Source organism: Mycobacterium sp. NPDC048908, from assembly GCF_043197955.1.
GTDB lineage: Bacteria > Actinomycetota > Actinomycetes > Mycobacteriales > Mycobacteriaceae > Mycobacterium.
This window is the reverse complement of sequence record NZ_JBICUE010000022.1, coordinates 16,785-37,363: the sequence shown is the minus strand read 5'-3', so window position 1 is coordinate 37,363 and position 20,579 is coordinate 16,785. Positions and strand designations below refer to the sequence as shown.

The following is a 20,579-nucleotide window of genomic DNA, read 5'->3' as shown; positions in this document are numbered from 1 at the left end:
TGTGCTCCTCACGTCCGCGCAACTGGTCCATTGTCGGGCATCGCGCAAGGTCACCCTCAGGTTCGGGTGCTTGACTCGCACGATGGGGCTTGCGCAGCTATTCGGCCGGGACGGGCCGGTACTGGTTCGGGTGGGCATTGCCGTTCTGGTCGGCGGCGCGGCGGCGCTTGCCGTCGGCGTCACCGCGGGCTGGCCGTACGCGCCCGCGGTGGGGTGGATCCTCACCGCCGCCATCTATCTCGGTTCGACGTGGGCGCTGATCTATCACCTGTCCGCCGAGCAAACCCGCGACCACGCATGTCGCCGGCATGAGGAGGACGCCACCCGCGGCTGGTCGCACGCGATCATGGTGCTGGCGAGCCTGGCGAGCCTTGCCGGCGTGGGCTATCTGCTGATGGCGGAGAAGACCCATCGCGGCGATGTCGTCGCCGCGGCCGTCGGCGCACTGAGTGTCGCCGCGTCCTGGCTGGCTGTGCACACGGTGTTCACACTGCGCTATGCGCGCCAGTACTACTCGGGCGGCGGGGAGGGAATCGATTTCAATCAGGGCGGCGATCCGGACGCCGAACCCAGTTACACCGATTTTGCGTATCTGGCCTTCACGATCGGAATGACCTATCAGGTCTCTGACACCAACATCAAGGATCGCGAGATACGCACCACCGCGCTCGGGCACGCGCTGTTGTCTTTCCTCCTCGGCGCGATCATCATCGCCGTCACGATCAACCTCGTCGTCGGGCTGACCAACTTCAGCAGTTGAGGCCCGTGGCACGATTGCGCTCGTGGCCAGTTTCGCGCAGTGGGTGGAGGGCGCCCGCCCGCGGACGCTGCCCAACGCGGTCGCGCCGGTGATCGCAGGCACAGGAGGCGCCGCCTGGCTTGACGCCGCATGCTGGTGGAAGGTGCTGCTGGCGTTGCTCGTCGCGGTGGCGCTGATCATCGGCGTCAACTACGCCAACGACTACTCCGACGGCATCCGCGGCACCGACGATGTCCGGGCGGGGCCACTGCGGCTCGTCGGGTCGAAACTGGCTGCGCCGCGCGCGGTGCTGACGGCCGCCCTGGTGAGCCTCGGCGTGGCGGCGGTGGCCGGGGTGGTGCTGGCGTGGTTGAGCGCGCCGTGGCTGATCGCGGTCGGAGCCGTGTGCATCGCCGGTGCCTGGCTGTACACCGGCGGGTCGAAGCCGTATGGCTATCTCGGCCTCGGCGAGGTGGCGGTGTTCGTGTTCTTCGGGCTGATCGCGGTGCTCGGCACGCAGTACACCCAGGCGCTGAGGGTCGACTGGGTCGGGCTGGCACTGGCCGTCGCGATGGGATCGCTGTCGTCGGCGGTGCTGGTGGCCAACAACCTGCGCGACATCCCGACCGACAGGGATTCCGGCAAGATCACGCTTGCCGTGCGACTCGGCGACGCCCGCACCCGAATGCTGTACCAGACACTGCTCGTGGTCGCGTTCACACTCACACTGGTGCTGATGCTGGCGACGCCGTGGTGCGCGGTCGGGTTGATCGCGGCGCCGCTCGCCGCGCGTGCGTCGGGTCCGATCCGGAGAGGCCTCGGCGGCAAGGACCTGATTCCGGTGCTGCGCGACACCGGCCTGACGATGCTGGTCTGGGCCGTCGCGGTGGCGCTGGCCTTGGCGTTTGGCTGACCGGCCTGCGACGGTGTGCGGATACCCTGGCCGGGGTACACAACGCACTTCGTCTCCTCTTCAAGGGCTCGAAAGGCATCCATGACCGCAGCACGCGCGCAGTCGTCCGACATCGCGGACGTCCAGCGCGTCGTCGGTGCCATCGCCGATGCGTTCTCGGCCAAGGTGGTCGGCCAGGAGAACCTGCGCGAATCGCTGCTCATCGGGCTGCTCGCGGGCGGGCACGTCCTGATCGAGAGCGTGCCGGGCCTGGCCAAGACGACAGCGGCCCGGGTGATCGCCGAGGCCATCCACGGCGGATTCCAGCGCATCCAGTGCACACCGGACCTGCTGCCCAGCGACATCATCGGCACGCAGGTGTACGAAGCGCAGACCCACTCATTCGTCACCCAGCTGGGTCCTGTGCACAGCAACATCGTCCTTCTCGACGAGATCAACCGCTCGAGTGCCAAAACGCAGAGCGCGATGCTGGAGGCGATGGAGGAACGTCAGACCACCATCGCGGGCAAGGTGTATCCGATACCGGAGCCGTTCCTGGTGATCGCCACCCAGAACCCCGTCGACCAGGAAGGCACCTATCCGCTTTCCGAGGCGCAGACCGACCGGTTCATGCTCAAGGACGTTCTGAGCTATCCCTCGTCTGAACAAGAGGTCGAGGTGATGGCGCGAATGGATGCCGGCGTATACGACAAGGGCCGTCGCACCCGCGCTGTGGTCGGACTAGACGACATCCGCCGGCTGCAGCATGTCGTCCGTAACGTGCACATGGACCGCGCCTTGATGCTCTACGCAAGCAGGCTGGTCAACGTGACGCGCGCACCAGAACAGTATCTGCCGAAAAACCTTGGCCGCGTAGTCGAATACGGCGCCAGCCCGCGGGCCACCATTGCCTTGTGTCAGGCCGCACGCGCACTCGCGGTGCTTTCCGGTCGCGGACACGTCATCCCCGACGACATCGCCAAGCTCGCCCACCGGGTGCTGCGGCACCGGCTGATTCTCGGCTTCGAGGCGGTCAGCGCGAACATCACCCCGGAAGTGATCATCGATGCAGTGCTGCAAGCGGTGCGAGTGCCGTAGAGGTCGCGGTGGGCAAGCATCTCAACAGGGCCAAGGCGCATTTCGGCACCGACACCCGCGGCATGCTGGAAGGCGGTCGCTACGCCCTGCTGCACACCCGCAGCATGGAATTCGATGAGTTGCGGCCGTACGTACCGGGCGACGACGTCCGCGATATCGACTGGAAGGCGTCGGCCCGATCGGGCGCCGTCCTGATCAAGCGCTTCGTCTCCGAGAAGCACCACAAGATCCTCCTCGTCGCCGACGCGGGCCGCAACATGTCGGCGCTGGCGCCGAGCGGGGAGACGAAACGCGATGTCGCCACGAACATCTTGGGCGCGATCGGATTGATCACCATCGGGCGCGCCGACCAGATCGGCCTGGTGTACGGAGACGGCCGCGGCTGTGTCAACATCCCCGCACGTCGCGGTGAGACGCACATCGAAAGCATGCTGCACCGGTTCCAGACCCACACCCGCGAACAGCAGGGCCCGAGTGACATCGAGCGTCAACTCGATTATGTCGCAACGCATTACCGGCATCCCCTACTGCTGGTGGTGGTCTCCGACGAACCCGATGTCCGGGATGCCGGTGGCCGCCTCGACGGCACCGTCGCGCGCCTGCGGGCCCGGCACGACGTACTGTGGGCGATGGTTGCCGACATGCCAGCGGTCACGGGTGTCGACGACGACCGCGGCGGCTATGACGTGGCAACGGGACAATTCGTGATGAGCGGCGCCGCGCTCGGCCCCCGGATCGTGGCCGCGTATCGGCGCGCCGAGCAAGACAGAGTCCGCCGGCTCGCGAAATTCATGACCGGGCACGCGATTGCGCACACCACCATCGCGGGCAGCACGGATATCCGGCACCGCATCGTCGAGATGACGGAGGTGTTCGCCCGTGCCGGATGACGTGCTGCGGTTCGTCAGCGGTACTCCGCCGTACTCGCCATGGTGGCTGTGGTTGGGGGTGGCGCTGATAGCGCTGGTGTGCACCTGGTACGCGAGTGTGTTGGTCTGGACACTGCCGTCGCGACAACTGCGCAGGCTACCGGTGATCCGGTCGTTACACGGCCATGTGTTACGACGGCGGTTTCGCCACAGCATCCGCAACGCCGTTGCCGGGCACCGCTCCGGGCGCCTCACCGCAGCCGAAGCGGGCGCGCAGATCAGCCGCACGCTGCGCAGTTTCCTTCACCAGGTCACCGGAACGCCAGCACAGTACATGCACGTCGAAGCGATCATGGACAGTGAACTGGCCGCCACCGGTCCCGTTTTCGCCGCGCTCAACGACGTCCAGTTCAACGCCGAGTCGCGCGAGGACATGACCGACCTGGCCACCACGGCCGAGGAGTTGATCCGGACGTGGAGCTGAGTTGGTGGCCGGTCGCCGTCGTCGGACTGGTGTGCCTGGCCGGGGCCGTAGCATTGGCGGTGCTGTCAGCGAAAGGCGAAGCGCGTCGGGGGTTGCGGCCGTTGGCCAACACCGCGCGGCTGACTGGTCTGCCGGATTATGCCCGGCTGGCGCGCATGCGGTTGATCGCCATGATCGTTGCCCTGGCGCTGTTGCTGACGGCGTTCTGCGCTGCCGTGGTTGCGAGCGCGCGGCCCACGGGTTGGTTTTGGACGTCGAATGACGAGGTGTCGCAGGACATCATGCTGTGCGTCGGGGCACCGGTAGGCGAACCCGCGACCTCGCAATTCCTCACCTATTTCGCAGCCAAGGCCAAGACGTTCGGCACGCAACGCATCGGACTGACATCGCCGTCTCGCCGAGTGGTCCCGATGACGCGCGACTACCAGTTCGCCGCAGGGCAATTCGGGGCGTACGCCACCGCTGGGCGGTCAAGGGCCGCCGCATTCGCGCCTGACGTCACTTATGTCGACTACGCCCCCAGCGTCGACGATGTCCTCGCGCTGTGCATGACCGGTTTTCCGTCGTTCGAGGCCAAGAGCGACCGTGGCCGTTCCCTGATCTATCTGGGTCCCAGTTCGATCCGGGCGCCGGGCGAGACACGACCCGCCTTGTTCGTGGGGCAGCGCGTCACTGAGATGGCGGCCGAGGCAGGCGTCCAGATCAACGCCGTCACCACCTCGCCACGCGGCAGGGAGGCCGGCCTGCGATCGATCACGGAGGCCACAGGGGGACAGTTCTTCCACTACACCGGTGCGGGCACCAACCTGACCGCCGACCTGGACAGTATCGGCACCCGACCGCCGGTGGCCGGGCTTCCCGGTGGCGCAACGGTTCTCGGTTGGCGATCGGACGCGCCGGGGTTCCCTCTCGCCGTCGGAGTGATTGCCGCGGCCCTGCTGTGTATATCGGTGGCGGTGTTACGCCGATGACGTTCGATCCGGTCTTTCCGCCTGCCCTGCTTGCCGCGGTAGCGCTGGCGCTGATCGCGCTTCGACTGATCACGATGTACCAGTTGCACACCGCCGCCGGGGCGCGGTGGGCGACCGTATGGCGCTGGTGCGGGCTGACCCTCGCGGTCATGCTGCTGATGATCGCGGCGATGCGCCCCAGCCTCGCGACGGGCGGTCAGCAGGCCGCGGCGTCGCCGCCGGCAGACGACAACATCAACGTGTTCCTGGTCGTGGACCGATCGCCGGATTCCGGAGTGTCCGACTTTGCGGCCAGCACCCGTATGGCCGGCATCCGCGCCGACATCGCGGGCCTGCTCGACCGCTACCCACATGCCAGGTTCGCGCTCATCGCGTTCTCCTCACGCGCCTCGCTGGATTGGCCGCTGTCCGAAGATGTGTGGAGCCTGCGGCCGGTGACCGCGCGGTTGACACCGTACGATGAGCCTGAAGGGAGGTCGACCGCCGACGCCGGCGCGGCCGCGAATGTGTTGCGCTACCAACTGATTGCCGCCGGACAGCAGTACCGTGACTCGGCCAACCTGGTGTTCTATTTCGGGTCGGGGGCAAGCGGGTCAAGCGCGCCGCAGGCCGAGTTCGAGCCCGTGGCAGGCACGGTCGACGGCGGAGCGGTGCTCGGCTACGGCACCCCGCCGGAGTTCGACCAGGCGCGTCTGGAGCTCATCGCCGGACAACTGGGCATCGCCTACGTGCACCGGGAGCCCGGCCAGCCGCTGCCGGAGGCTGTCGTCAAGCCGAAACTCGGTGCGGCACAGCACGAGATGACGAGCATCGGTTCGTCACCCACCGAGCTCTATTGGGTGTTCACATTCCCCGCGGCGGTGCTGCTGCTGTTCGAGCTGTTCTTGACTGTCCGCGAGATCCGCAGGACTCGGACGAGATATCGGGGGGCGGCGGTGTGAAAGAGGCTCCAGCGCGCCTGCGTCTGCGCCGACGTCTGCTGCTGTTTTCGGCGCCGGTCGTCATCGTTGCATTGCTCGCCGCGGCCAAGATGATCTCGGCTGTGGTCGCGGGACATTCAGCGGGCGCGCATTTCGCCGAGGGCGACGTGTCGGGGCTTCGCACCGCCGTGTCGACGATGCGGATCATCAACGTCATCGAACCGGCCAAGGCGCCGTTCGCCGCTGGCACGCTGGCGGTGCTTCAGGGTCGCCTCGACGAGGCGGACAGCCGCTTCTCCGAGGCGTTGACACGCGCCGATGCCGCACTGGTGTGCCCGGCCCGGGTGAACCTCGAACTGGTGCGTGAGCGGGAGGGCGACCTGGCCGCCTGGGAGGGCCAACCAGACCAAGCGCGAATGTTCTACACCAGTGCGCTTGCCGTCATACAGGACGCACCTGCCGGGTGTTTCGTTGGCAACGCCGACCCGGACGCCGAGCGCCGAGCGGTCCGCAACGACGCTTCGGAACGGCTGAAGGCGAAGATGGCCAATCTTGCTGCGGCGCCGCCCCCACCGCCGCCACCGCCGCCTGCTTCGCCTCCGCCCCCGCCGACGGGAATCGGGGAACGCTCACCGCAACCCGACGAGCTGACCGGACCGCTTCGGTTGCATCCGGGCGAAGGCGACTCGATCGAACGGCTACGCCAACTGCTGCAGGACGCGGCGGGCTAGCCGGTCGACGTGCCCGTCCAGTACTCGACGAACCGGTCGTCGGCGAGTCGAAGGATGTCGTTGCCGGTGAACTGGGCGGGCCCCTGCGCGGTCGACCCCGTCCCTACCCAGCGGGCCGCCAACAGGTCGCGCTCGGTGAACGGCTCGACGTCGACGACGAACTGCAACTCGGAGAACATCGCATGCGTCTCGTCGACCACTGACTGCAGCTCCTCGGGACCGCGCACCTCACGGTTCGGCCAGTGCCCGACGAAGTCCTCTGAGACCAACTCAGCCGCGATCGGCTTGCCCGCCCACAACTCGTTGATCCACCGTTGATACAGCGACTTTGCGGTAGTCATAACGGCCGTCTACCCCGCGGCGACGCCGATTATGCGACCGCGGCGTGATCACGATCGTCAGGCCGAGAACGCGAATCTCGAAGCACATCAGCGCGCCGCCGATCCGCCGACGAGAAACGCGATCGCGGTGAAAGCTCCGGCAATTACCTGGCTGACCAGGTTGACACCGCCGAACAACGCCGCGAAATCGACCGAGCCCCCGATGACAGCAACTCCGATAGTCAAGTGCCACACGCTGTTCGGTGCCAAATGTCGCGGTTCGACACAGCTGAAGAGCACATATGCGAGCACCAAAGACAACAGAAGCTCGGCCCCGAACGCCAACATCAGCACGCGGCCCCCGAGCATCATCTCGGTGACGGCCTGGGACTGATCCGCTCCGACAACGAGCTTGCTCGCGATCGCCGCGAACGCCCCCGCGGCGAGCTGAGTGATCCAGAATCCGGCCGCCGCACCGAGCGGAATCCGGCCCCACAGCGCCGCCGCCAAGGTGATGGCGGGGTTGAGATGCGCCCCAACGCGATACCCGCCCGCATAGATCAGCACCATCAGACTGGTGCCGATACCCAGCGTCGCAACCGATGGACGGCTGCACAGCGCCACACCGACGGTCAATACCAGCCCAAATGTGCCCACCGCCTCAACGAGGTACCTTTCGAGCGTGCGAAGATTCTCAGCGAGCGCGCTCGACGTGTGGAGTTCGTCCAGCCAGTGCGGGGCAATGGTCATGGACAACAACTCTCGCGGCTGGGCGCCTCGAAGTCGTCAACGCTGACTGCCATCCGGCGTTCCCGCTGCCCCGAGAACGCCGTACCCGCTAGCCGCAATCTTGCTGCCTCGACTGTGAGTTCCATGCAAGATTGGTGACCTGCCCTGTTATATTCGGGCGCCGGAAGGATTGCTCATGTCTGCCGTGCAGGTCGTCGTCGCCGACGACGACGTGCTGTTGCGCGAGGGACTCGCCAGCCTGCTCGAACGTTCAGGATTCGACGTGGTGGGGCAGGCCGCAGACGCGACAGAGTTGCTTGCCCTGGTTCGCGACCGCAAACCGCAACTCGTCGTCGTCGACATTCGCATGCCGCCGACACACACCACCGAGGGGCTCGATGCGGCCAAGGTGATCCGCGCGGAACTGCCCGACACAGGCATCTTGGTGCTGTCCGCGCACGTGGAGGTCGAGCACGCGACCGAACTGCTGGCCAGCGGGCACGCCATCGGCTATCTGCTGAAGACGCGTGTCACCGACGTCGCGGACTTCGTCGACACCCTCGAGCGCGTCTCCAAGGGCGCCTCGGTGGTCGATCCCGCACTGGTGCAGGAGCTGGTCTCGGCGCGTCGCCGCGATGACCCGCTGGCCGTGCTCAGCGGCCGCGAACAAGAGGTCCTGATGCTGATGGCCGAAGGCCGGTCGAATGCCGGCATCGCACGGCGGCTGTGGGTCACCGAGGGCACCGTCGAAAAGCACGTCCGCAGCATCCTGACGAAGCTCAACCTGCCCGAGACCGGCGACGACCACCGCCGCGTCCGCGCGGTGATCACCTACCTCGAAGCTCGCTGACCTTCAGCAGGTCACGGATGGCGTCGGGGGTCAACGAGAACTTCTGCAGGAAACCCACTGCCGGGCTGGCGTGAATCATCTCTTCCAGGTCAGACTCGGCGTACGTGGACACCAGGATGACCGCCAGTCTGCTGGCCGCGCTCACACGATCGAGTATCTCCGCGAGCTCGAATCCGTCTTCGCCGCCCAGATCGACGTCGACCAACGCCACGTCGGGGTGCGTGTCCTCGTAAAAGCGAAGCGCCTCAGCGCTATTCGATGCCTTCCCGACCACGTCGATACCCGCGCGCTCGAGCATGGCGCACGCAGCATCGCGAAAGTCGGCGCTGTCGTCAACGATCAGACAACGCATATCGCAACCCACGGCAATACACTGCTTCAGCCTCGCAGATGTCCCTCGGCATTACATTCCGGCTAGCCGGAATGCACCTTATTGAAACCAACTGGAAATCGAACTTATCGCTGCCATCACCACGTCCACGGGCACCGGCAATAAACCGGATGCCGTTCCGTGTTGAAGACACAAGATGAACCAGCAGCAGCCTCCACCCTTTCCAAGCGGACCCGAACCTGGACGTTCGCTGTATGCCCGTCTGCTGGCAGTTGTCGTGCGACCGACGGCACCCCCGGTCTGGCTGGGCATGTTGGTGGCCGCCGCGTTCATCACCGCAGAGACACTTCTGGTGAATCAACTGCATCGCATCGCCCCGTCGAACGCCTTCGGCGCACTGTTCCTGCTGGGAGTGCTGGTGGTGTCGGCCGGGTGGGGTCTGCGCTTGGCGGTGGCCACCTCGCTGGCCAGCGCCACGGTCTACGTGTACTTCCACATGGAGACAATGGGGACGCTGATCCCGCGGCACCCCCAGGACGTGGTGTCCATCCTGATCTTCCTGCCGGTGGCGCTGCTGGCCAACGTCCTTGCCGGACAGGCCCGGTTGCGCGCCGCCGAGTCCGAGCAACGCAGACGCGAGGCCGACCTGGCCGCCGACCTGGCCCGCGTGATGCTGCGGGCCGGCGATCTGCGGCCGGCGCTGGACGCCGCGGGAAAGCGGATCGCGCAGATGCTCGGGTTGTCGTTTGCCGAACTCGATACGGACGTAGTGACCGCGACCGAGAAGACGTCGGTGTTTTCGCTGCGCGAGGGTGACACCGTGCTCGGCACGTTGTCGGTGCCCGCGGACCTGCCCGAGTCGGGGCTGCATCGCGTGCAACGGTTGGTCCCTTCGCTGGAAGCGTTGCTTGCCGCCGCGCGCGATCACGAAGCGATCAACGCCCAACTCGAAACCAGCCGTAAGGAACTCGAGCGGTTCTTCGACTTGACGTCGGACCTGTTCTTCATCGGCGACGCGACGCGAGTCCGTCGGCTCAACCCTGCCGCGGAACGCATATTCGGTTCGCCGCGAGTGGAGTTGCAGTGGCGGCGCTATGCCGAGTTCATTCATCCCGACGATCGCGACCGCTCCAGTTCGTTCTTGGAGACGCTGGCGAACAGCGGCGGCAGAGCGCAATTCGAGAACCGCTGTATCCGCGCGGACGGCGCGGTGCGTTGGCTGGAGTGGAGCATTGTGGCGGTGAACGGGCTGCTGTACGGCGCGGCGCGCGATGTCACCGACCGGCGTCGCGAGCAGGACCGGTTGCGGGAGGCGCAGCGGATGGTGGAGGCCAGCCACGCCGAAGTCAGCGCCCTCGCGGAGCAGCAAGCAGCGCTTCGGCGTGTCGCCACGCTGGTGGCACGGGGCGTCGATCCGGCGCAGGTGTATCCCGCTGCCGTCAGTGAATTGTCCCGGGGCCTCGGTGTCGACAATGTTGCGCTGCTGCGGTACGAATCCGGGGAGGCACTGGTTCTGCTGGCCGCGCGCGATGACACCGGTCTGACGAAAATGTCCATTGGCGAACGTATTCCACTGCACGGCGACAGCACGGCGGCGAGGATCCTGTCGACCGGCCAGCCTGCCCGAATCGACTCGTTCGACGTCGCCAGCGGCCCCGTGGCCGAACGCATGCATCAACTCGGCATCAATTCCTCGGTCGGTGCGCCGATCATCATCGACGGCTCTCTCTGGGGTGCCCTGGTGATCGGAACGGCGCGGACAGTGCCGCTGCCCGCGGAAACCGAAACGCGCATAGGCGATTTCGCCGATCTCGTGGCGACCGCCATCTCGAACGCCGAAACCCGTGCGGAGCTCACCGCGTCCCGCGCGCGCATCGTCACCGCGGGTGACGCGGCCAGGCGCCGCTTCGAACGCGACCTGCACGACGGGGCGCAGCAGCGGCTCGTGTCGTTGGGCCTCGAACTGCGCGCGGTCGAGGCAGCGGTGCCAGAAGAACACCAGGAATTGCGGAACAGATTGTCGAACGTCGTCGACGGGCTGGTCGGGGTGTCGACCGAATTGCAGGAGATCTCCAGGGGCATACATCCCGCGATCCTTTCCAAGGGCGGGCTTGGGCCCGCGATCAAAGCACTTGCCCGACGCTCGGCAGTGCCCGTCGAACTCGACGTGAGCGTCGATCGCCGGTTACCGGAATCGGTTGAAGTTGCGGCTTATTACGTCGTCGCCGAGGCGCTGACCAACGCCGCGAAGCACGCGCAGGCATCCTCGGTCGAGGTGTTCGCGTTCGCCGGTGACTCTGAGCTCACTTTGACCATCAGCGACGACGGCATCGGCGGTGCCACGGCGGGTGCCGGTTCCGGGCTGATCGGCCTCAAGGATCGGGTCGAGGCACTGGCGGGCCGCCTTGGCATCTCGAGTCCCGCCGGGAGTGGCACGACATTGGAAGTCACCATTCCACTGCACTGCGAATGACGTGACCGCACCGGCGTTCAGCGGCGTCCGTCGTGGTGCAGGATCAGCACGGGGCCGAAGAACGGGTATTCGGTCTGGTAATCGACCGGTGGGGGCGTGGCGCTGACTTGTGCGTTTCCAGCCGATTCACAGACGCTGGCCAGCCCGGTGGACGTACACGACGGGGCCGCCTCGGCGAGTGGCGCGACCGCCATCGCCGCGGCGCTCACTCCGGCCGCCAACGCAAGTGGAACAAACCTTCGAACCTTCATCATCGGCGCTACTCCTTTGTCAGCCTCTGTCGGCCATTCCAGGATCGCGCGCGTAGCACCGAAAGTCGTCGCTGCTGTCACCCATCACCGGCTAGCAGTTAGCCCCCACCCGAGCGCCTCGATCAGACGCAAAGTACGCGATTTTCGCGCTTCTACGCGGGCTGGGAACGTAATGCGTCGAGCAACCGGTCCAGATCGTTCTCGGTGTTGTACAAGTGGAAGCCGACGCGCACCGCCCCGGCGCGGACGGAGGCGCGGATACCCGCGGCGGCAAGCTTATCGGCCGCGTCGGCAATCGGTATCGATACGATGGCCGAATTCTTTTGAGGCAGGCCGAGTTCCGCGCAGGCACGGTTAGCCAACCCGACAGTGTGGGACTCGACGGCAGTGGCGTCCAATGTTGCCAGCCACGGCAATGTCAGCCCGGCACCCAGGACGCTGAACCACGTCGGCGAGACATCGAAGCGCCGCGCATTCTCGGCAAGCCGCAGCGGCAGCCCGTATATCGACTGCCACGGGTCCTCGCCCGCGTACCAGTTCGCCGCGTGCGGCGTCATGAACCGGCGGGCGCGCTCGCTCAGCGACATCCACGCGGTGCCTCTCGGCGCGAGCAGCCACTTGTAGACCGCCGCGACCGTGACGTCGGCCCAGCCGAGATCGACGTTCTTCCAGCCGAGGGCCTGCGTGATGTCGATCACGGTCACGGTGTCGGTGCCAGTCAGGGTGTTTCGCAATCCGTCGACGTCGAGCACCTCGCCGTTGGCGGACTGCACCAGGCTGGCCGTCACGACATCGAACTCGGCAGCCCGGGAAATCAGGTCCGCGGGTGTCAACTCGGTGAGCGTCACACCCCGGTCCGCCTGTGAGGCGAACGGGAAGGTGGTGCTGGTGAATTCGCCTGCCAGGGTGGCCACTCGGCTGCCGTCGGGCACCGCCGCCGCCACCAACCCGAGCGCAGCGGACACGTTGCCTGCCATCACGACGGAGTCGACAGGAACTCGGGCCAGCGCCGCATAACCTGCCCGCCCGGCACGGACGTTGTCGTCGAACGACGGCACGTCCATGGTTCCTGCCTGCCATTCGGCGATGCAGTCCTGCAGTGCGTCGATCGAGAACCGCGGCGGTAAGCCGTAGGTCGGCGAGTTGAGAAACCCTTCGGCCCCAACGAATTCGGCGCCGAACGCTTCGCGCGTCGTCATTTCCCGGACGGCTCCTCGCCGCCTGACGTTTCTTCACCGCGCAGCCTGGCCTGCAACTGTTCGCGATCCTTGCGGCGTCGCTCGTCGAAGACGGCGATGCTTGCGGTGGCACGCCGCCGCAGCGGCGCGAACATCCAAATGCCCAACGGCAAAGCGATCACCAAGGCGAACAGCAGCGCCACGACAAGCGGAAAATCGCGCACCCCGAGCAGATGTCCGGCAACGAAGATCACCGCCGTCAACGCGACGACGAGCAGCAGACGGGCCCCGACGTACGCCAGCAGGTCGAGCACCATGCGTGACCGGGGTGGTGGAGCAGACACGGCCCGAGCCTACCCACGACGCGTATATTCAGATAAAGGAGGTTTTTGGTGGCGTATTTGCTCCTCGTTCTCGTCTTGGCCGGATTGATCTACGCCGGTGTGCGGCTGGCACGCATGACCGCGGCGCGGCCGAAGACGCGTGTGATCGGACCTGACGACGATCCGGATTTCCTGCGGCGGCTCGGCCACGGAGACAACAATCCTCGGCCGGAGCGGCCCTAGCCGGACTGGTCTTCGGGCCGCCGTGTGCCGGAGAAGCCATCGGCGACGACCGCCGCCAGTTCGAGCAATGCCTCCCGGGTCTCCGGCTTTAGCCGGTCGAGGCTGATCTCTGCGCCCTCCTCCAGGTGCGGATCGAACGGCACCAGTTTGACCGCGCGGCACCGCCGCGAGAAATGATCGACCACCTTCTTCAAGTCGACCTTCCCCGACCTCGGTCGCACGGCGTTGATGACCGCGATCGAGTTGCGCACCATGTCCTGGTGGCCGTGCGCATCCAGCCAGTCCAATGTGGCCGACGCGCTGCGGGCCCCGTCGACCGACCCGCTGCTGATGACCACGAGCACGTCGGCCTTGTCGAGCACCGCCGACATCGCCGAATGCAGCATGCCGGTGCCGCAGTCGGTGAGCACCACGCTGTAGAACCGCTCGAGCACCTCGAGCGTGCGGGCGTAGTCGTCGGAACTGAACGCCTCCGACACTGCGGGGTCGCTCTCCGACGCGAGCACCTCCAGCCGACTCGGTCCCTGCGAGGTGTAGGCGCGGACGTCGCTGTAAGCCTCGATGCCCTCGGCGTCGCGCAACAGGTGCCGCACCGTGTTCGGCGTCTCCAACGGCACCTTCTGGCTGAGCGTGCCGCGGTCGGGGTTGGCGTCGACGGCAACGACGCGGTCACCGCGGATGGACGCGAAGGTGGCGCCGAGCGTCGCGGTGATCGTCGTCTTGCCGACGCCGCCCTTCAGTGACAGCAACGCGATCCGGTAGCAGCCGCGCAGCGGGCGTCGCACCTGGCCGACGAGGCTGTCGCGCCGGGTGACCCTCGGGCTCTCGCCAACGTTGACCAGCTTGAACGTCGCGAAGTACAACCACTTGCGCCAGCCCTCCGACGGCGCCCGCTTCGGCTGGCCAAGCAGGGCGACGGTGGACAGATCGAGGTAGGGCGTCGGCTGGTCCTGCGGCGGCTCGGGGGGACGTGAGGCGTCCCCCAACGGCAGCACGTTGGGCGGTGTCGGGGCGGTCCATTCGGCCGGCACCGACTCCGCCGGATCGCTGAACCGCTGCTGCGATCGAAATCCGCCCGAGTGGTCAGACAACGCGTTCCCCTCTCGTTATCAGCCGACGCCAGCGTACGAATGCAGTCCGACGGTGACCAGATTGATGAAGAACAAGTTGAACACCATCGCAACGAACCCGACGACGTTGATCCAAGCGGCCTTCTTGTCACGCCAGCCCGCGGTCGAACGCGCGTGCAGATACGCCGCGTAGACCACCCACGCGATGAACGACACCGTCTCCTTGGGGTCCCAGCCCCAGTACCGTCCCCAGGCCTCCTCGGCCCAGATGGCACCGAAGATGACGCCGAACCCGAACACCGGAAACGCAAAAATGGTTGTGCGGTAAGCGATTCGGTCCAACGTTTGGGCGTCGGGCAGCCGCTGCACGAAGGCGTTCTCGGGCAGGTACATCCTCAGGAGGAACAAGATGCTGGCCACGCCCGCCACCAGGAACACCCCGGAGCCCAAGCTGACCACCGACACGTGGATCGGCAGCCAGTAGGACTGCAGAGCTGGCATCACCGGCGCGGCGTTGGTGTAGAGCCAGCGACCCGACACCGTCAGCAGGATCAGCACCGGCACCAAGACGAAGACCCATAGCGCGCGGTACTGCGGCCTGCGCAGCACGATCGCACCCGCGACCAGACCCGAGAAACAGGTCAGGTTGATGAACTCGTACATGTTGCCCCATGGCACCCGGGCCGTGGCGAGGCCACGCAACACGATGCACACGAACAGCAGGCCGATGCCGACGTAGACCAGAGCCAGCCCCGCCTTGCCGACGCGTTCGTCGACCGGGCGCCTCGGTGCGTCAACGACGACGCCGGGGGTGACGCTGTCCGCGCCGACCGTGGCGCCTGCGCCCAATGTCGCCGCCGTGGCGGCTGCGCCCAATGTCGCCGCCGTGGCGGCTCCGACCAGCTCGCGCTGCTCGGTCTTGCGCCCGCGGCTGTACGCCAGCTCCACGGCGAGCAGCAGCAGCGCGGCGACCAGCACCACCACCGACGAGGTGAACGCCCAGTCGGAGTAGCGGGCCAGCCCGATGTCGATGTGCTCGGTATTCATCAGCGTTGTGCCTCCGCTTCCCGCTGGGCGTCGACGTCTAGCAGACGCTGCATCAACCGCTCGAACTCGTCGCCCCACCCGGAGTTGTCGGTGCGCGCCAAGCCGCCCAGCTCGACGCTTACGGTACCCGGGGCGGTGGGTGTCAGCCGAACCCAGACTCGACGGCGACGCACCACGAGCGACACCAGCAGACCGGCCATCATCGTCAGCGCGAACACCAGCACCCAGATCTGGGCGGGATCATGGGATACCTGCACGTTGATGAACGGCACAGCGCCGTCGAACCGGACCACAGTGCCGTCATCGAGCCGGGTCTGCTCGCCTGCGCGCAGGTTGACCCGCGCCTTCTTGGTCAGTCGGTTCTGCTCGATGAGCTTGGGATCCAGCGAGAACAGCGACTGCGGCTTGCCGGTGTCCAGGCCGGTGTCGCCCTTGTAGATGTCGATGGCGACGGCCGGCTTGTTCAGCGCCGGGTAGCTCGACGACAACAGCGTGCCGTCGAGTTGTTCGGTCGGTGCGAACAGGCCCTGGATGGCGATCTGGTTCTTGCGGCGCTCGCCCGGGTCGGGATAGCTGCCGCCGGGCGGGTCGAAGCGCATCGCCCCCGACGACAGCAAGGTTATCTGGTCTTCTGGCCGGAACTGCAGCGTCTGGGTGCGGGTCTGCCCGCCGGGGAACGTGACGGTGAACGTCGGGGCGTACCCGTGGCCCTGCAGGTACACCCGGTCGCCGCCGACCCGCAGCGGCTCGTTGACCTTCAAGTCGTACGGCCGCCAGGTATCGGAGTCCAGGTCGGAGCCGGCCTGATAGTCGATGTTGGCGGCGAAGCTCACCGCCTGCCCGGTCGGCAGATAATGCGCCTGAAAGTCGTTGACCCGCAGGCAAATCGGATACAAGGAGGTGCCGTCGACGGTGTTGCCCGCCCGGAACGAGTCGAATGCGGCCGGCGACGCCGAGCAGAATCCGGGGCCCTTGTCCGCGACGACGATGACATTGCCCTCGTAACCGAACAGCTTTCCTGCGGCCACCGCGACGAGCAGCCCGAGCAGCGAGAAGTGAAAGACGAGGTTGCCGAACTCGCGAAGGTAACCCTTCTCGGCAGACACCTCGGTGACGTCGCCCTCTCGGCGAACGACGCGGCGCCAGCCCTTCAGTTGTCCGGTGATGCTGTCGGTGAGTTGCTGCGAATCTCCGGCGACCTCGGCCGCATGGTGCTTGGGCAGCCGACTCAGGTTGCGGGGGGCGGCGACGGGCGTGGCCCGCAGGCTACGGGCATGCTCGATCAGGCGCGGCGTCAGGCAGCCGACCAGCGAGACGAACAGCAGCACATAGATCGAGGTGAACCAGAAGCTGGAGAACACCTGGAAGGCCTGCACCCGGTCCAGCAAGGGACCAATGGTGGGGTGCTCTACGAGATACTGCTCGACCTTGGACTCGTTGAGGCTGCGCTGCGGCAGCAGGGCACCGGGGATGGCGCCCAGCGCCAGCAGGAACAGCAGCACCAACGCGGTGCCCATCGAGGTCAGGGTCCGCCAGGTGTTGCGCACCAGCGCGAGCAGACGCAAAAGTGGCCCATTTCGGGGCTTTTTAGCCACTTTTGCGTCTGTTCGCGCGGAAATGGTGCTCATATCGGCAACGTCACATCGCTGACAAACGCGTCGCGCACCCAAGACACGAAGTCATTCCACAGCCCCGTTACCAGCGCGGCGCCGACCAAGATCAGCAGTATCCCGCCGAAGATCTGTATAGCGCGGGCGTGTTGGCGCAGCCAGCCCAAACCTTGTACGGCGCGGGCAGAGCCGAACGCCAACAGCACGAAGGGAATGCCCAACCCGAGGCAGTACGCGATCACCAGCGCGACGCCGCGGGCCACGCTGGCGCCGTCGGTCGCCGACGCCACCGCGATCACGCCGGTCAATGTCGGCCCCAGGCACGGCGTCCAGCCCAGCCCGAAGACCGCGCCGAGCAGCGGAGCCCCGCCGAGCGTCGAGACCTGGCGTGGGGTGAACCGGGCCTCGCGCTGCAGCACCGGGATGAAGCCGACGAAAACCAGCCCCATCACGATCGTGATGACGCCGCCGATGCGTTGCAGCAGAAGCTGATTGGTGATCAGCGTGGTCGTCATCCCCAACACCGCCACCGTGCCCAACAGGAACACGGCGGTGAAGCCCGCGACGAACAGCAGGGCCGCCCCGGTGACACGCAGTCGGGCAGTGCGCACGGCGACGCCGCCCGGATTCTCCTCCACACCGACGACCGCCGCCAGGTACGACAGGTATCCCGGCACCAGAGGCACCACGCACGGGGAGGCGAACGAGACGAAACCGGCGACGATGCTGACACCGACAGCGAGGAGCACCGGCCCGGCCGCGGCGATCTCGGCGAACCCGGTCACGCGCCGGCCTGTTTGTGCTGCGGTGCTGGCTCTTTCTCGCCGGCCAGCCTTTCCACCACGGGCTGCAGGTCCTCGGCGAGCAGTTCTCGGAGGAACACGGCGGCGACCCGGTGTTGGCGGTCCAGCACGACGGTCGACGGAATGACCGTCGTGGGATATTTGCCGCCGAACGCGAGCATGGTGCGCATCGGGGGGTCGTAGATCGACGGGAACGTCACCTTGCGGTCGACGATGAAATCCTTTGCCGCGTCGCGGTTGTTGTCGCGGACGTCGATGCCGAGAAATTCAACACCCTCGGCGCGCGTGGCATCGTATACCTTCTGCAACTGGGTGATCTCGGTGCGGCAGGGTCCGCACCACTGACCCCACACGTTGACGACGACCACTTTGCCCGCGAAGTCGTCAAGCGAGACCGTTTTAGCGGGATCCATCAGCTCCGGGCCCGCCAACGTGCCTGGCCGACCCCGGCTTTCGGGCGGATCGTAGAAGATGTCGGTCTTGCCGCCTGGCGCCACGAACTCGAAGGTGCCGCCCTGGGCGACGGCGTCGTCACCGGTGGAGCAGCCAGCGAGCGCGACGACCGCCGCGCTTGCCAGGGCCACCAGCCACTTCACTGCCCGGCCAGCTCCGAGTATCCCCAGCCGACATATGAGTCGCCGTGGAAGTAGAAGGAGGTGACCGAAGCCAAGTTGCACATCCGCCGGGTCGGGAAGTGGTGCAGCGGATGGCCCGTCATCGCGCGGCGCAAGGTTTCCACCGGCAGTTGATGGCTGACGCACACCGCCTCGTGACCAGCCGCCTTGGTCCTGGCCCTGTGCAGCGCCGCCGTCATCCGCGCCGCAATCTCCGCGTACGGCTCACCCCAGGATGGACTGCGCGGATTGCGCAGGTACCACCAGTTGCGAGGATCGCGCAGAGCACCGTCACCCGGCGAAACCCGTTGCCCCTGAAAGATATTCGTCGACTCGATCAAGTCGTCGTCGGTGTCGATCGCCAGACCGAGGGCCGATGCGATGGGCTCGGCGGTCTCCTGTGCGCGCTCCAACGGCGACGCGACGACGTAAACGATGTCACGCAGTGCGAGCCACCCCGCCACAGCCTGTGCCTGCGCCCGGCCGCGGTCGGAGAGATGATAGTTCGGCAGCCGGCCGTACAGGATCTTCTCCGGGTTGTGCACCTCGCCGTGCCGCATCACGTGCACCACCGTTTTCTCGGCCTCGCCGGCCTCGGCCGCCTTCTCCGTCATGCAGGCTTCTTCACTTCCGCGGCGGCGCGCGCCGCGCCGGGCAGGGCGTCGACGATGCGCTCGAACGCCTCGTCATCGAGAGCCGTTGAGACGAACCAAGTTTCGAAGGCACTCGGCGGCGGGTAGATCCCCGCATCGAGCAGTGCGTGGAAGAACGCCGGGAACCGCCACGTCTGACTGGCGCGCGCGGACGCGAAGTCGTGGACGGGCTCGTCTGTGAAGAACACGCTGAGCATGTTGCCCGCACGCTGGACCTGGTGGGCCACGCCGGCTTCCGCGAGCGCCTGGCCGAGCAGCGCCGCCAACCGGTCCGCGTTGGAGTCCAGCGCGGCATACGCGGCGTCATCGGCGGCGCGCAGCGTTGCGAGGCCCGCGGCCATCGCGACCGGGTTACCCGAAAGGGTTCCTGCCTGGTACACGGGGCCGAGCGGCGCGAGTCGCTCCATTACCTCCGCGCGGCCACCGAACGCCGCGGCGGGCAGGCCGCCACTCATCACCTTGCCGAACGTGAACAGGTCGGCGGCTACGGGATCGATGCCGTACCAACCGGATCGGCTGACCCGAAAGCCGGTCATCACCTCGTCGGAGATCAGCAATGCGCCGTGCGCGGCGGTGATGCGACGCAGTGCGGCGTTGAAACCGTTCAGTGGCGCGACGGTGCCCATGTTGCCGGGACTGGCTTCGGTGATGACGCAGGCGATCTCGTCGCCGAACTGCCCGAAGACCTCCTCGACAGCAGGAACGTTGTTGTACGGCAACACGATGGTGTCGGCGGTGGCGGCACCCGTCACCCCCGGCGACGATGGCAGGCCGAGGGTGGCCACGCCCGACCCGGCGTCGGCAAGCAGTGCGTCGCTGTGGCCGTGGTAACAGCCGGAGAACTTGATGATCTTGGCGCGGCCGGTGTAGCCACGGGCCAGCCGGATCGCGCTCATGGTGGCCTCGGTGCCGGAGTTGACCATGCGCAGCCGTTCGACCGGCGCGACGCGGCTGATGATCTCTCCTGCGAGTTCGGTCTCCGATGGGGTCGGTGCGCCGAAGGACAGTCCGTCGGCGGCGACGCGCTGCACCGCCTCGACGACGGCGGGGTGCGCGTGGCCGAGGATCATCGGACCCCACGAGCTGACCAGGTCGACGTAGCGGTTGTCGTCGGCGTCGGTCAGCCAGTAGCCCGCCCCCGAGGTGATGAAGCGCGGGGTGCCGCCGACCGAGGAAAACGCCCTGACCGGCGAGTTCACTCCACCGGGGATCACGGCGCACGCGTCGCTGAACAGCGCAGCGGAGGACGCCGTCGACAACGAAGTGCGGTGCATGACCTCTAGTGTTCCAGCCCCGTGGACCAGGTCAACTACAGGGTGTAGTGGTCGGCGTTCGAGCTGTTCACGGTAATAGCTCAACGTACCGACCACGGACGTGGGT

General features: G+C 66.7%; 24 protein-coding genes. 11 read left to right on the top strand and 13 right to left on the bottom strand.

Features of this window, described 5'->3' with window-relative positions:
- Positions 1 to 82: 82 nt before the first annotated feature.
- From ACGFK1_RS30855 to ACGFK1_RS30820, 8 genes are all read left to right on the top strand, one after another.
- Entirely contained in the window at positions 83 to 760 is a 678-nt protein-coding gene (locus tag ACGFK1_RS30855) for a DUF1345 domain-containing protein (RefSeq protein WP_393438893.1), read from the top strand.
- Positions 761 to 782: 22 nt separating this feature from the next.
- The gene (locus ACGFK1_RS30850; protein ID WP_393438890.1) at positions 783 to 1,652 is read left to right on the top strand and encodes a 1,4-dihydroxy-2-naphthoate polyprenyltransferase; all 870 of its coding nucleotides are present in this window, start codon (positions 783 to 785) and stop codon (positions 1,650 to 1,652) included.
- 81 nt (positions 1,653 to 1,733) lie between these two features.
- Entirely contained in the window at positions 1,734 to 2,729 is a 996-nt protein-coding gene (locus ACGFK1_RS30845) for an AAA family ATPase (protein ID WP_393438887.1), read from the top strand.
- 8 nt (positions 2,730 to 2,737) lie between these two features.
- Positions 2,738 to 3,619: a DUF58 domain-containing protein gene (locus ACGFK1_RS30840; RefSeq protein ID WP_393438885.1), complete on the top strand. Its 882-nt coding sequence runs from the start codon at positions 2,738 to 2,740 to the stop codon at positions 3,617 to 3,619.
- Entirely contained in the window at positions 3,609 to 4,082 is a 474-nt protein-coding gene (locus tag ACGFK1_RS30835) for a hypothetical protein (protein WP_393438883.1), read from the top strand. The genes ACGFK1_RS30840 and ACGFK1_RS30835 overlap by 11 nt, the downstream gene beginning before the upstream one ends.
- On the top strand, positions 4,073 to 5,053 hold the full coding sequence (locus tag ACGFK1_RS30830; RefSeq protein WP_393438880.1) for a hypothetical protein: 981 nt from the start codon (positions 4,073 to 4,075) through the stop codon (positions 5,051 to 5,053). The genes ACGFK1_RS30835 and ACGFK1_RS30830 overlap by 10 nt, the downstream gene beginning before the upstream one ends.
- Positions 5,050 to 5,994 (top strand): VWA domain-containing protein, encoded by a 945-nt coding sequence (locus ACGFK1_RS30825; protein WP_393438877.1) that lies wholly within the window; start codon positions 5,050 to 5,052, stop codon positions 5,992 to 5,994. The genes ACGFK1_RS30830 and ACGFK1_RS30825 overlap by 4 nt, the downstream gene beginning before the upstream one ends.
- On the top strand, positions 5,991 to 6,704 hold the full coding sequence (locus ACGFK1_RS30820) for a hypothetical protein (protein WP_393438874.1): 714 nt from the start codon (positions 5,991 to 5,993) through the stop codon (positions 6,702 to 6,704). The genes ACGFK1_RS30825 and ACGFK1_RS30820 overlap by 4 nt, the downstream gene beginning before the upstream one ends.
- Here the strand turns inward: ACGFK1_RS30820 and ACGFK1_RS30815 are convergent.
- Together ACGFK1_RS30815 and ACGFK1_RS30810 are read right to left on the bottom strand one after the other, a co-directional pair.
- Complete coding sequence (locus ACGFK1_RS30815; RefSeq protein ID WP_393438872.1) at positions 6,701 to 7,045, bottom strand: ester cyclase; 345 nt, start codon at positions 7,043 to 7,045, stop codon at positions 6,701 to 6,703. The genes ACGFK1_RS30820 and ACGFK1_RS30815 overlap by 4 nt on opposite strands.
- A gap of 87 nt (positions 7,046 to 7,132) precedes the next feature.
- Positions 7,133 to 7,774, bottom strand: a complete 642-nt coding sequence (locus ACGFK1_RS30810; RefSeq protein ID WP_393438869.1) for an aquaporin — start codon at positions 7,772 to 7,774, stop codon at positions 7,133 to 7,135.
- Between the two features lie 175 nt (positions 7,775 to 7,949).
- Between ACGFK1_RS30810 and ACGFK1_RS30805 the strand changes: the two genes are divergently transcribed.
- Entirely contained in the window at positions 7,950 to 8,603 is a 654-nt protein-coding gene (locus ACGFK1_RS30805; protein ID WP_393438867.1) for a response regulator, read from the top strand.
- Here ACGFK1_RS30805 and ACGFK1_RS30800 read toward each other — a convergent pair.
- Entirely contained in the window at positions 8,581 to 8,955 is a 375-nt protein-coding gene (locus tag ACGFK1_RS30800) for a response regulator (RefSeq protein ID WP_393438864.1), read from the bottom strand. The two genes, ACGFK1_RS30805 and ACGFK1_RS30800, sit on opposite strands and share 23 nt — an antisense overlap.
- Positions 8,956 to 9,244: 289 nt before the next feature.
- On the opposite strand from ACGFK1_RS30800, the gene ACGFK1_RS30795 reads away from it, so the two are divergent.
- Positions 9,245 to 11,407, top strand: a complete 2,163-nt coding sequence (locus ACGFK1_RS30795) for a DUF4118 domain-containing protein (RefSeq protein WP_393439012.1) — start codon at positions 9,245 to 9,247, stop codon at positions 11,405 to 11,407.
- Positions 11,408 to 11,424: 17 nt separating this feature from the next.
- Here ACGFK1_RS30795 and ACGFK1_RS30790 read toward each other — a convergent pair whose 3' ends face one another.
- The 3 genes from ACGFK1_RS30790 to ACGFK1_RS30780 form a co-directional block, all read right to left on the bottom strand.
- Positions 11,425 to 11,658 (bottom strand): hypothetical protein, encoded by a 234-nt coding sequence (locus ACGFK1_RS30790; RefSeq protein ID WP_393438862.1) that lies wholly within the window; start codon positions 11,656 to 11,658, stop codon positions 11,425 to 11,427.
- A 152-nt stretch (positions 11,659 to 11,810) separates the two neighbouring features.
- On the bottom strand, positions 11,811 to 12,857 hold the full coding sequence (locus ACGFK1_RS30785; protein WP_393438859.1) for an aminotransferase class V-fold PLP-dependent enzyme: 1,047 nt from the start codon (positions 12,855 to 12,857) through the stop codon (positions 11,811 to 11,813).
- Positions 12,854 to 13,153: a DUF4229 domain-containing protein gene (locus ACGFK1_RS30780; RefSeq protein WP_393439009.1), complete on the bottom strand. Its 300-nt coding sequence runs from the start codon at positions 13,151 to 13,153 to the stop codon at positions 12,854 to 12,856. Before ACGFK1_RS30780 ends, ACGFK1_RS30785 begins: the two co-directional genes overlap by 4 nt.
- A gap of 75 nt (positions 13,154 to 13,228) precedes the next feature.
- Here ACGFK1_RS30780 and ACGFK1_RS30775 point away from each other — a divergent pair, with 75 nt between their 5' ends.
- On the top strand, positions 13,229 to 13,402 hold the full coding sequence (locus tag ACGFK1_RS30775) for a hypothetical protein (protein ID WP_393438857.1): 174 nt from the start codon (positions 13,229 to 13,231) through the stop codon (positions 13,400 to 13,402).
- On the opposite strand, the gene ACGFK1_RS30770 is transcribed toward ACGFK1_RS30775, so the two are convergent.
- The 7 genes from ACGFK1_RS30770 to hemL form a co-directional block, all read right to left on the bottom strand.
- Positions 13,399 to 14,493 carry a MinD/ParA family protein gene (locus ACGFK1_RS30770; RefSeq protein ID WP_393438854.1) on the bottom strand — a complete coding sequence of 365 codons (1,095 nt, stop codon included), beginning with the start codon at positions 14,491 to 14,493 and terminating at the stop codon, positions 13,399 to 13,401. The two genes, ACGFK1_RS30775 and ACGFK1_RS30770, sit on opposite strands and share 4 nt — an antisense overlap.
- Before the next feature lie 18 nt (positions 14,494 to 14,511).
- Complete coding sequence (ccsB, locus tag ACGFK1_RS30765; protein ID WP_393438851.1) at positions 14,512 to 15,519, bottom strand: c-type cytochrome biogenesis protein CcsB; 1,008 nt, start codon at positions 15,517 to 15,519, stop codon at positions 14,512 to 14,514.
- A complete protein-coding gene (locus ACGFK1_RS30760) occupies positions 15,519 to 17,036 on the bottom strand; it encodes a cytochrome c biogenesis protein ResB (RefSeq protein ID WP_393439007.1) in 1,518 nt (505 codons plus the stop codon). The genes ccsB and ACGFK1_RS30760 overlap by 1 nt, the downstream gene beginning before the upstream one ends.
- Positions 17,037 to 17,143: 107 nt before the next feature.
- Positions 17,144 to 17,914 carry a cytochrome c biogenesis CcdA family protein gene (locus ACGFK1_RS30755; protein ID WP_393438848.1) on the bottom strand — a complete coding sequence of 257 codons (771 nt, stop codon included), beginning with the start codon at positions 17,912 to 17,914 and terminating at the stop codon, positions 17,144 to 17,146.
- Positions 17,911 to 18,528 carry a TlpA disulfide reductase family protein gene (locus tag ACGFK1_RS30750; RefSeq protein ID WP_393438846.1) on the bottom strand — a complete coding sequence of 206 codons (618 nt, stop codon included), beginning with the start codon at positions 18,526 to 18,528 and terminating at the stop codon, positions 17,911 to 17,913. The genes ACGFK1_RS30755 and ACGFK1_RS30750 overlap by 4 nt, the downstream gene beginning before the upstream one ends.
- On the bottom strand, positions 18,525 to 19,160 hold the full coding sequence (locus tag ACGFK1_RS30745) for a histidine phosphatase family protein (protein WP_393438843.1): 636 nt from the start codon (positions 19,158 to 19,160) through the stop codon (positions 18,525 to 18,527). The genes ACGFK1_RS30750 and ACGFK1_RS30745 overlap by 4 nt, the downstream gene beginning before the upstream one ends.
- Positions 19,157 to 20,473 (bottom strand): glutamate-1-semialdehyde 2,1-aminomutase, encoded by a 1,317-nt coding sequence (hemL, locus tag ACGFK1_RS30740; RefSeq protein WP_393438840.1) that lies wholly within the window; start codon positions 20,471 to 20,473, stop codon positions 19,157 to 19,159. The genes ACGFK1_RS30745 and hemL overlap by 4 nt, the downstream gene beginning before the upstream one ends.
- Positions 20,474 to 20,579 lie beyond the last annotated feature (106 nt).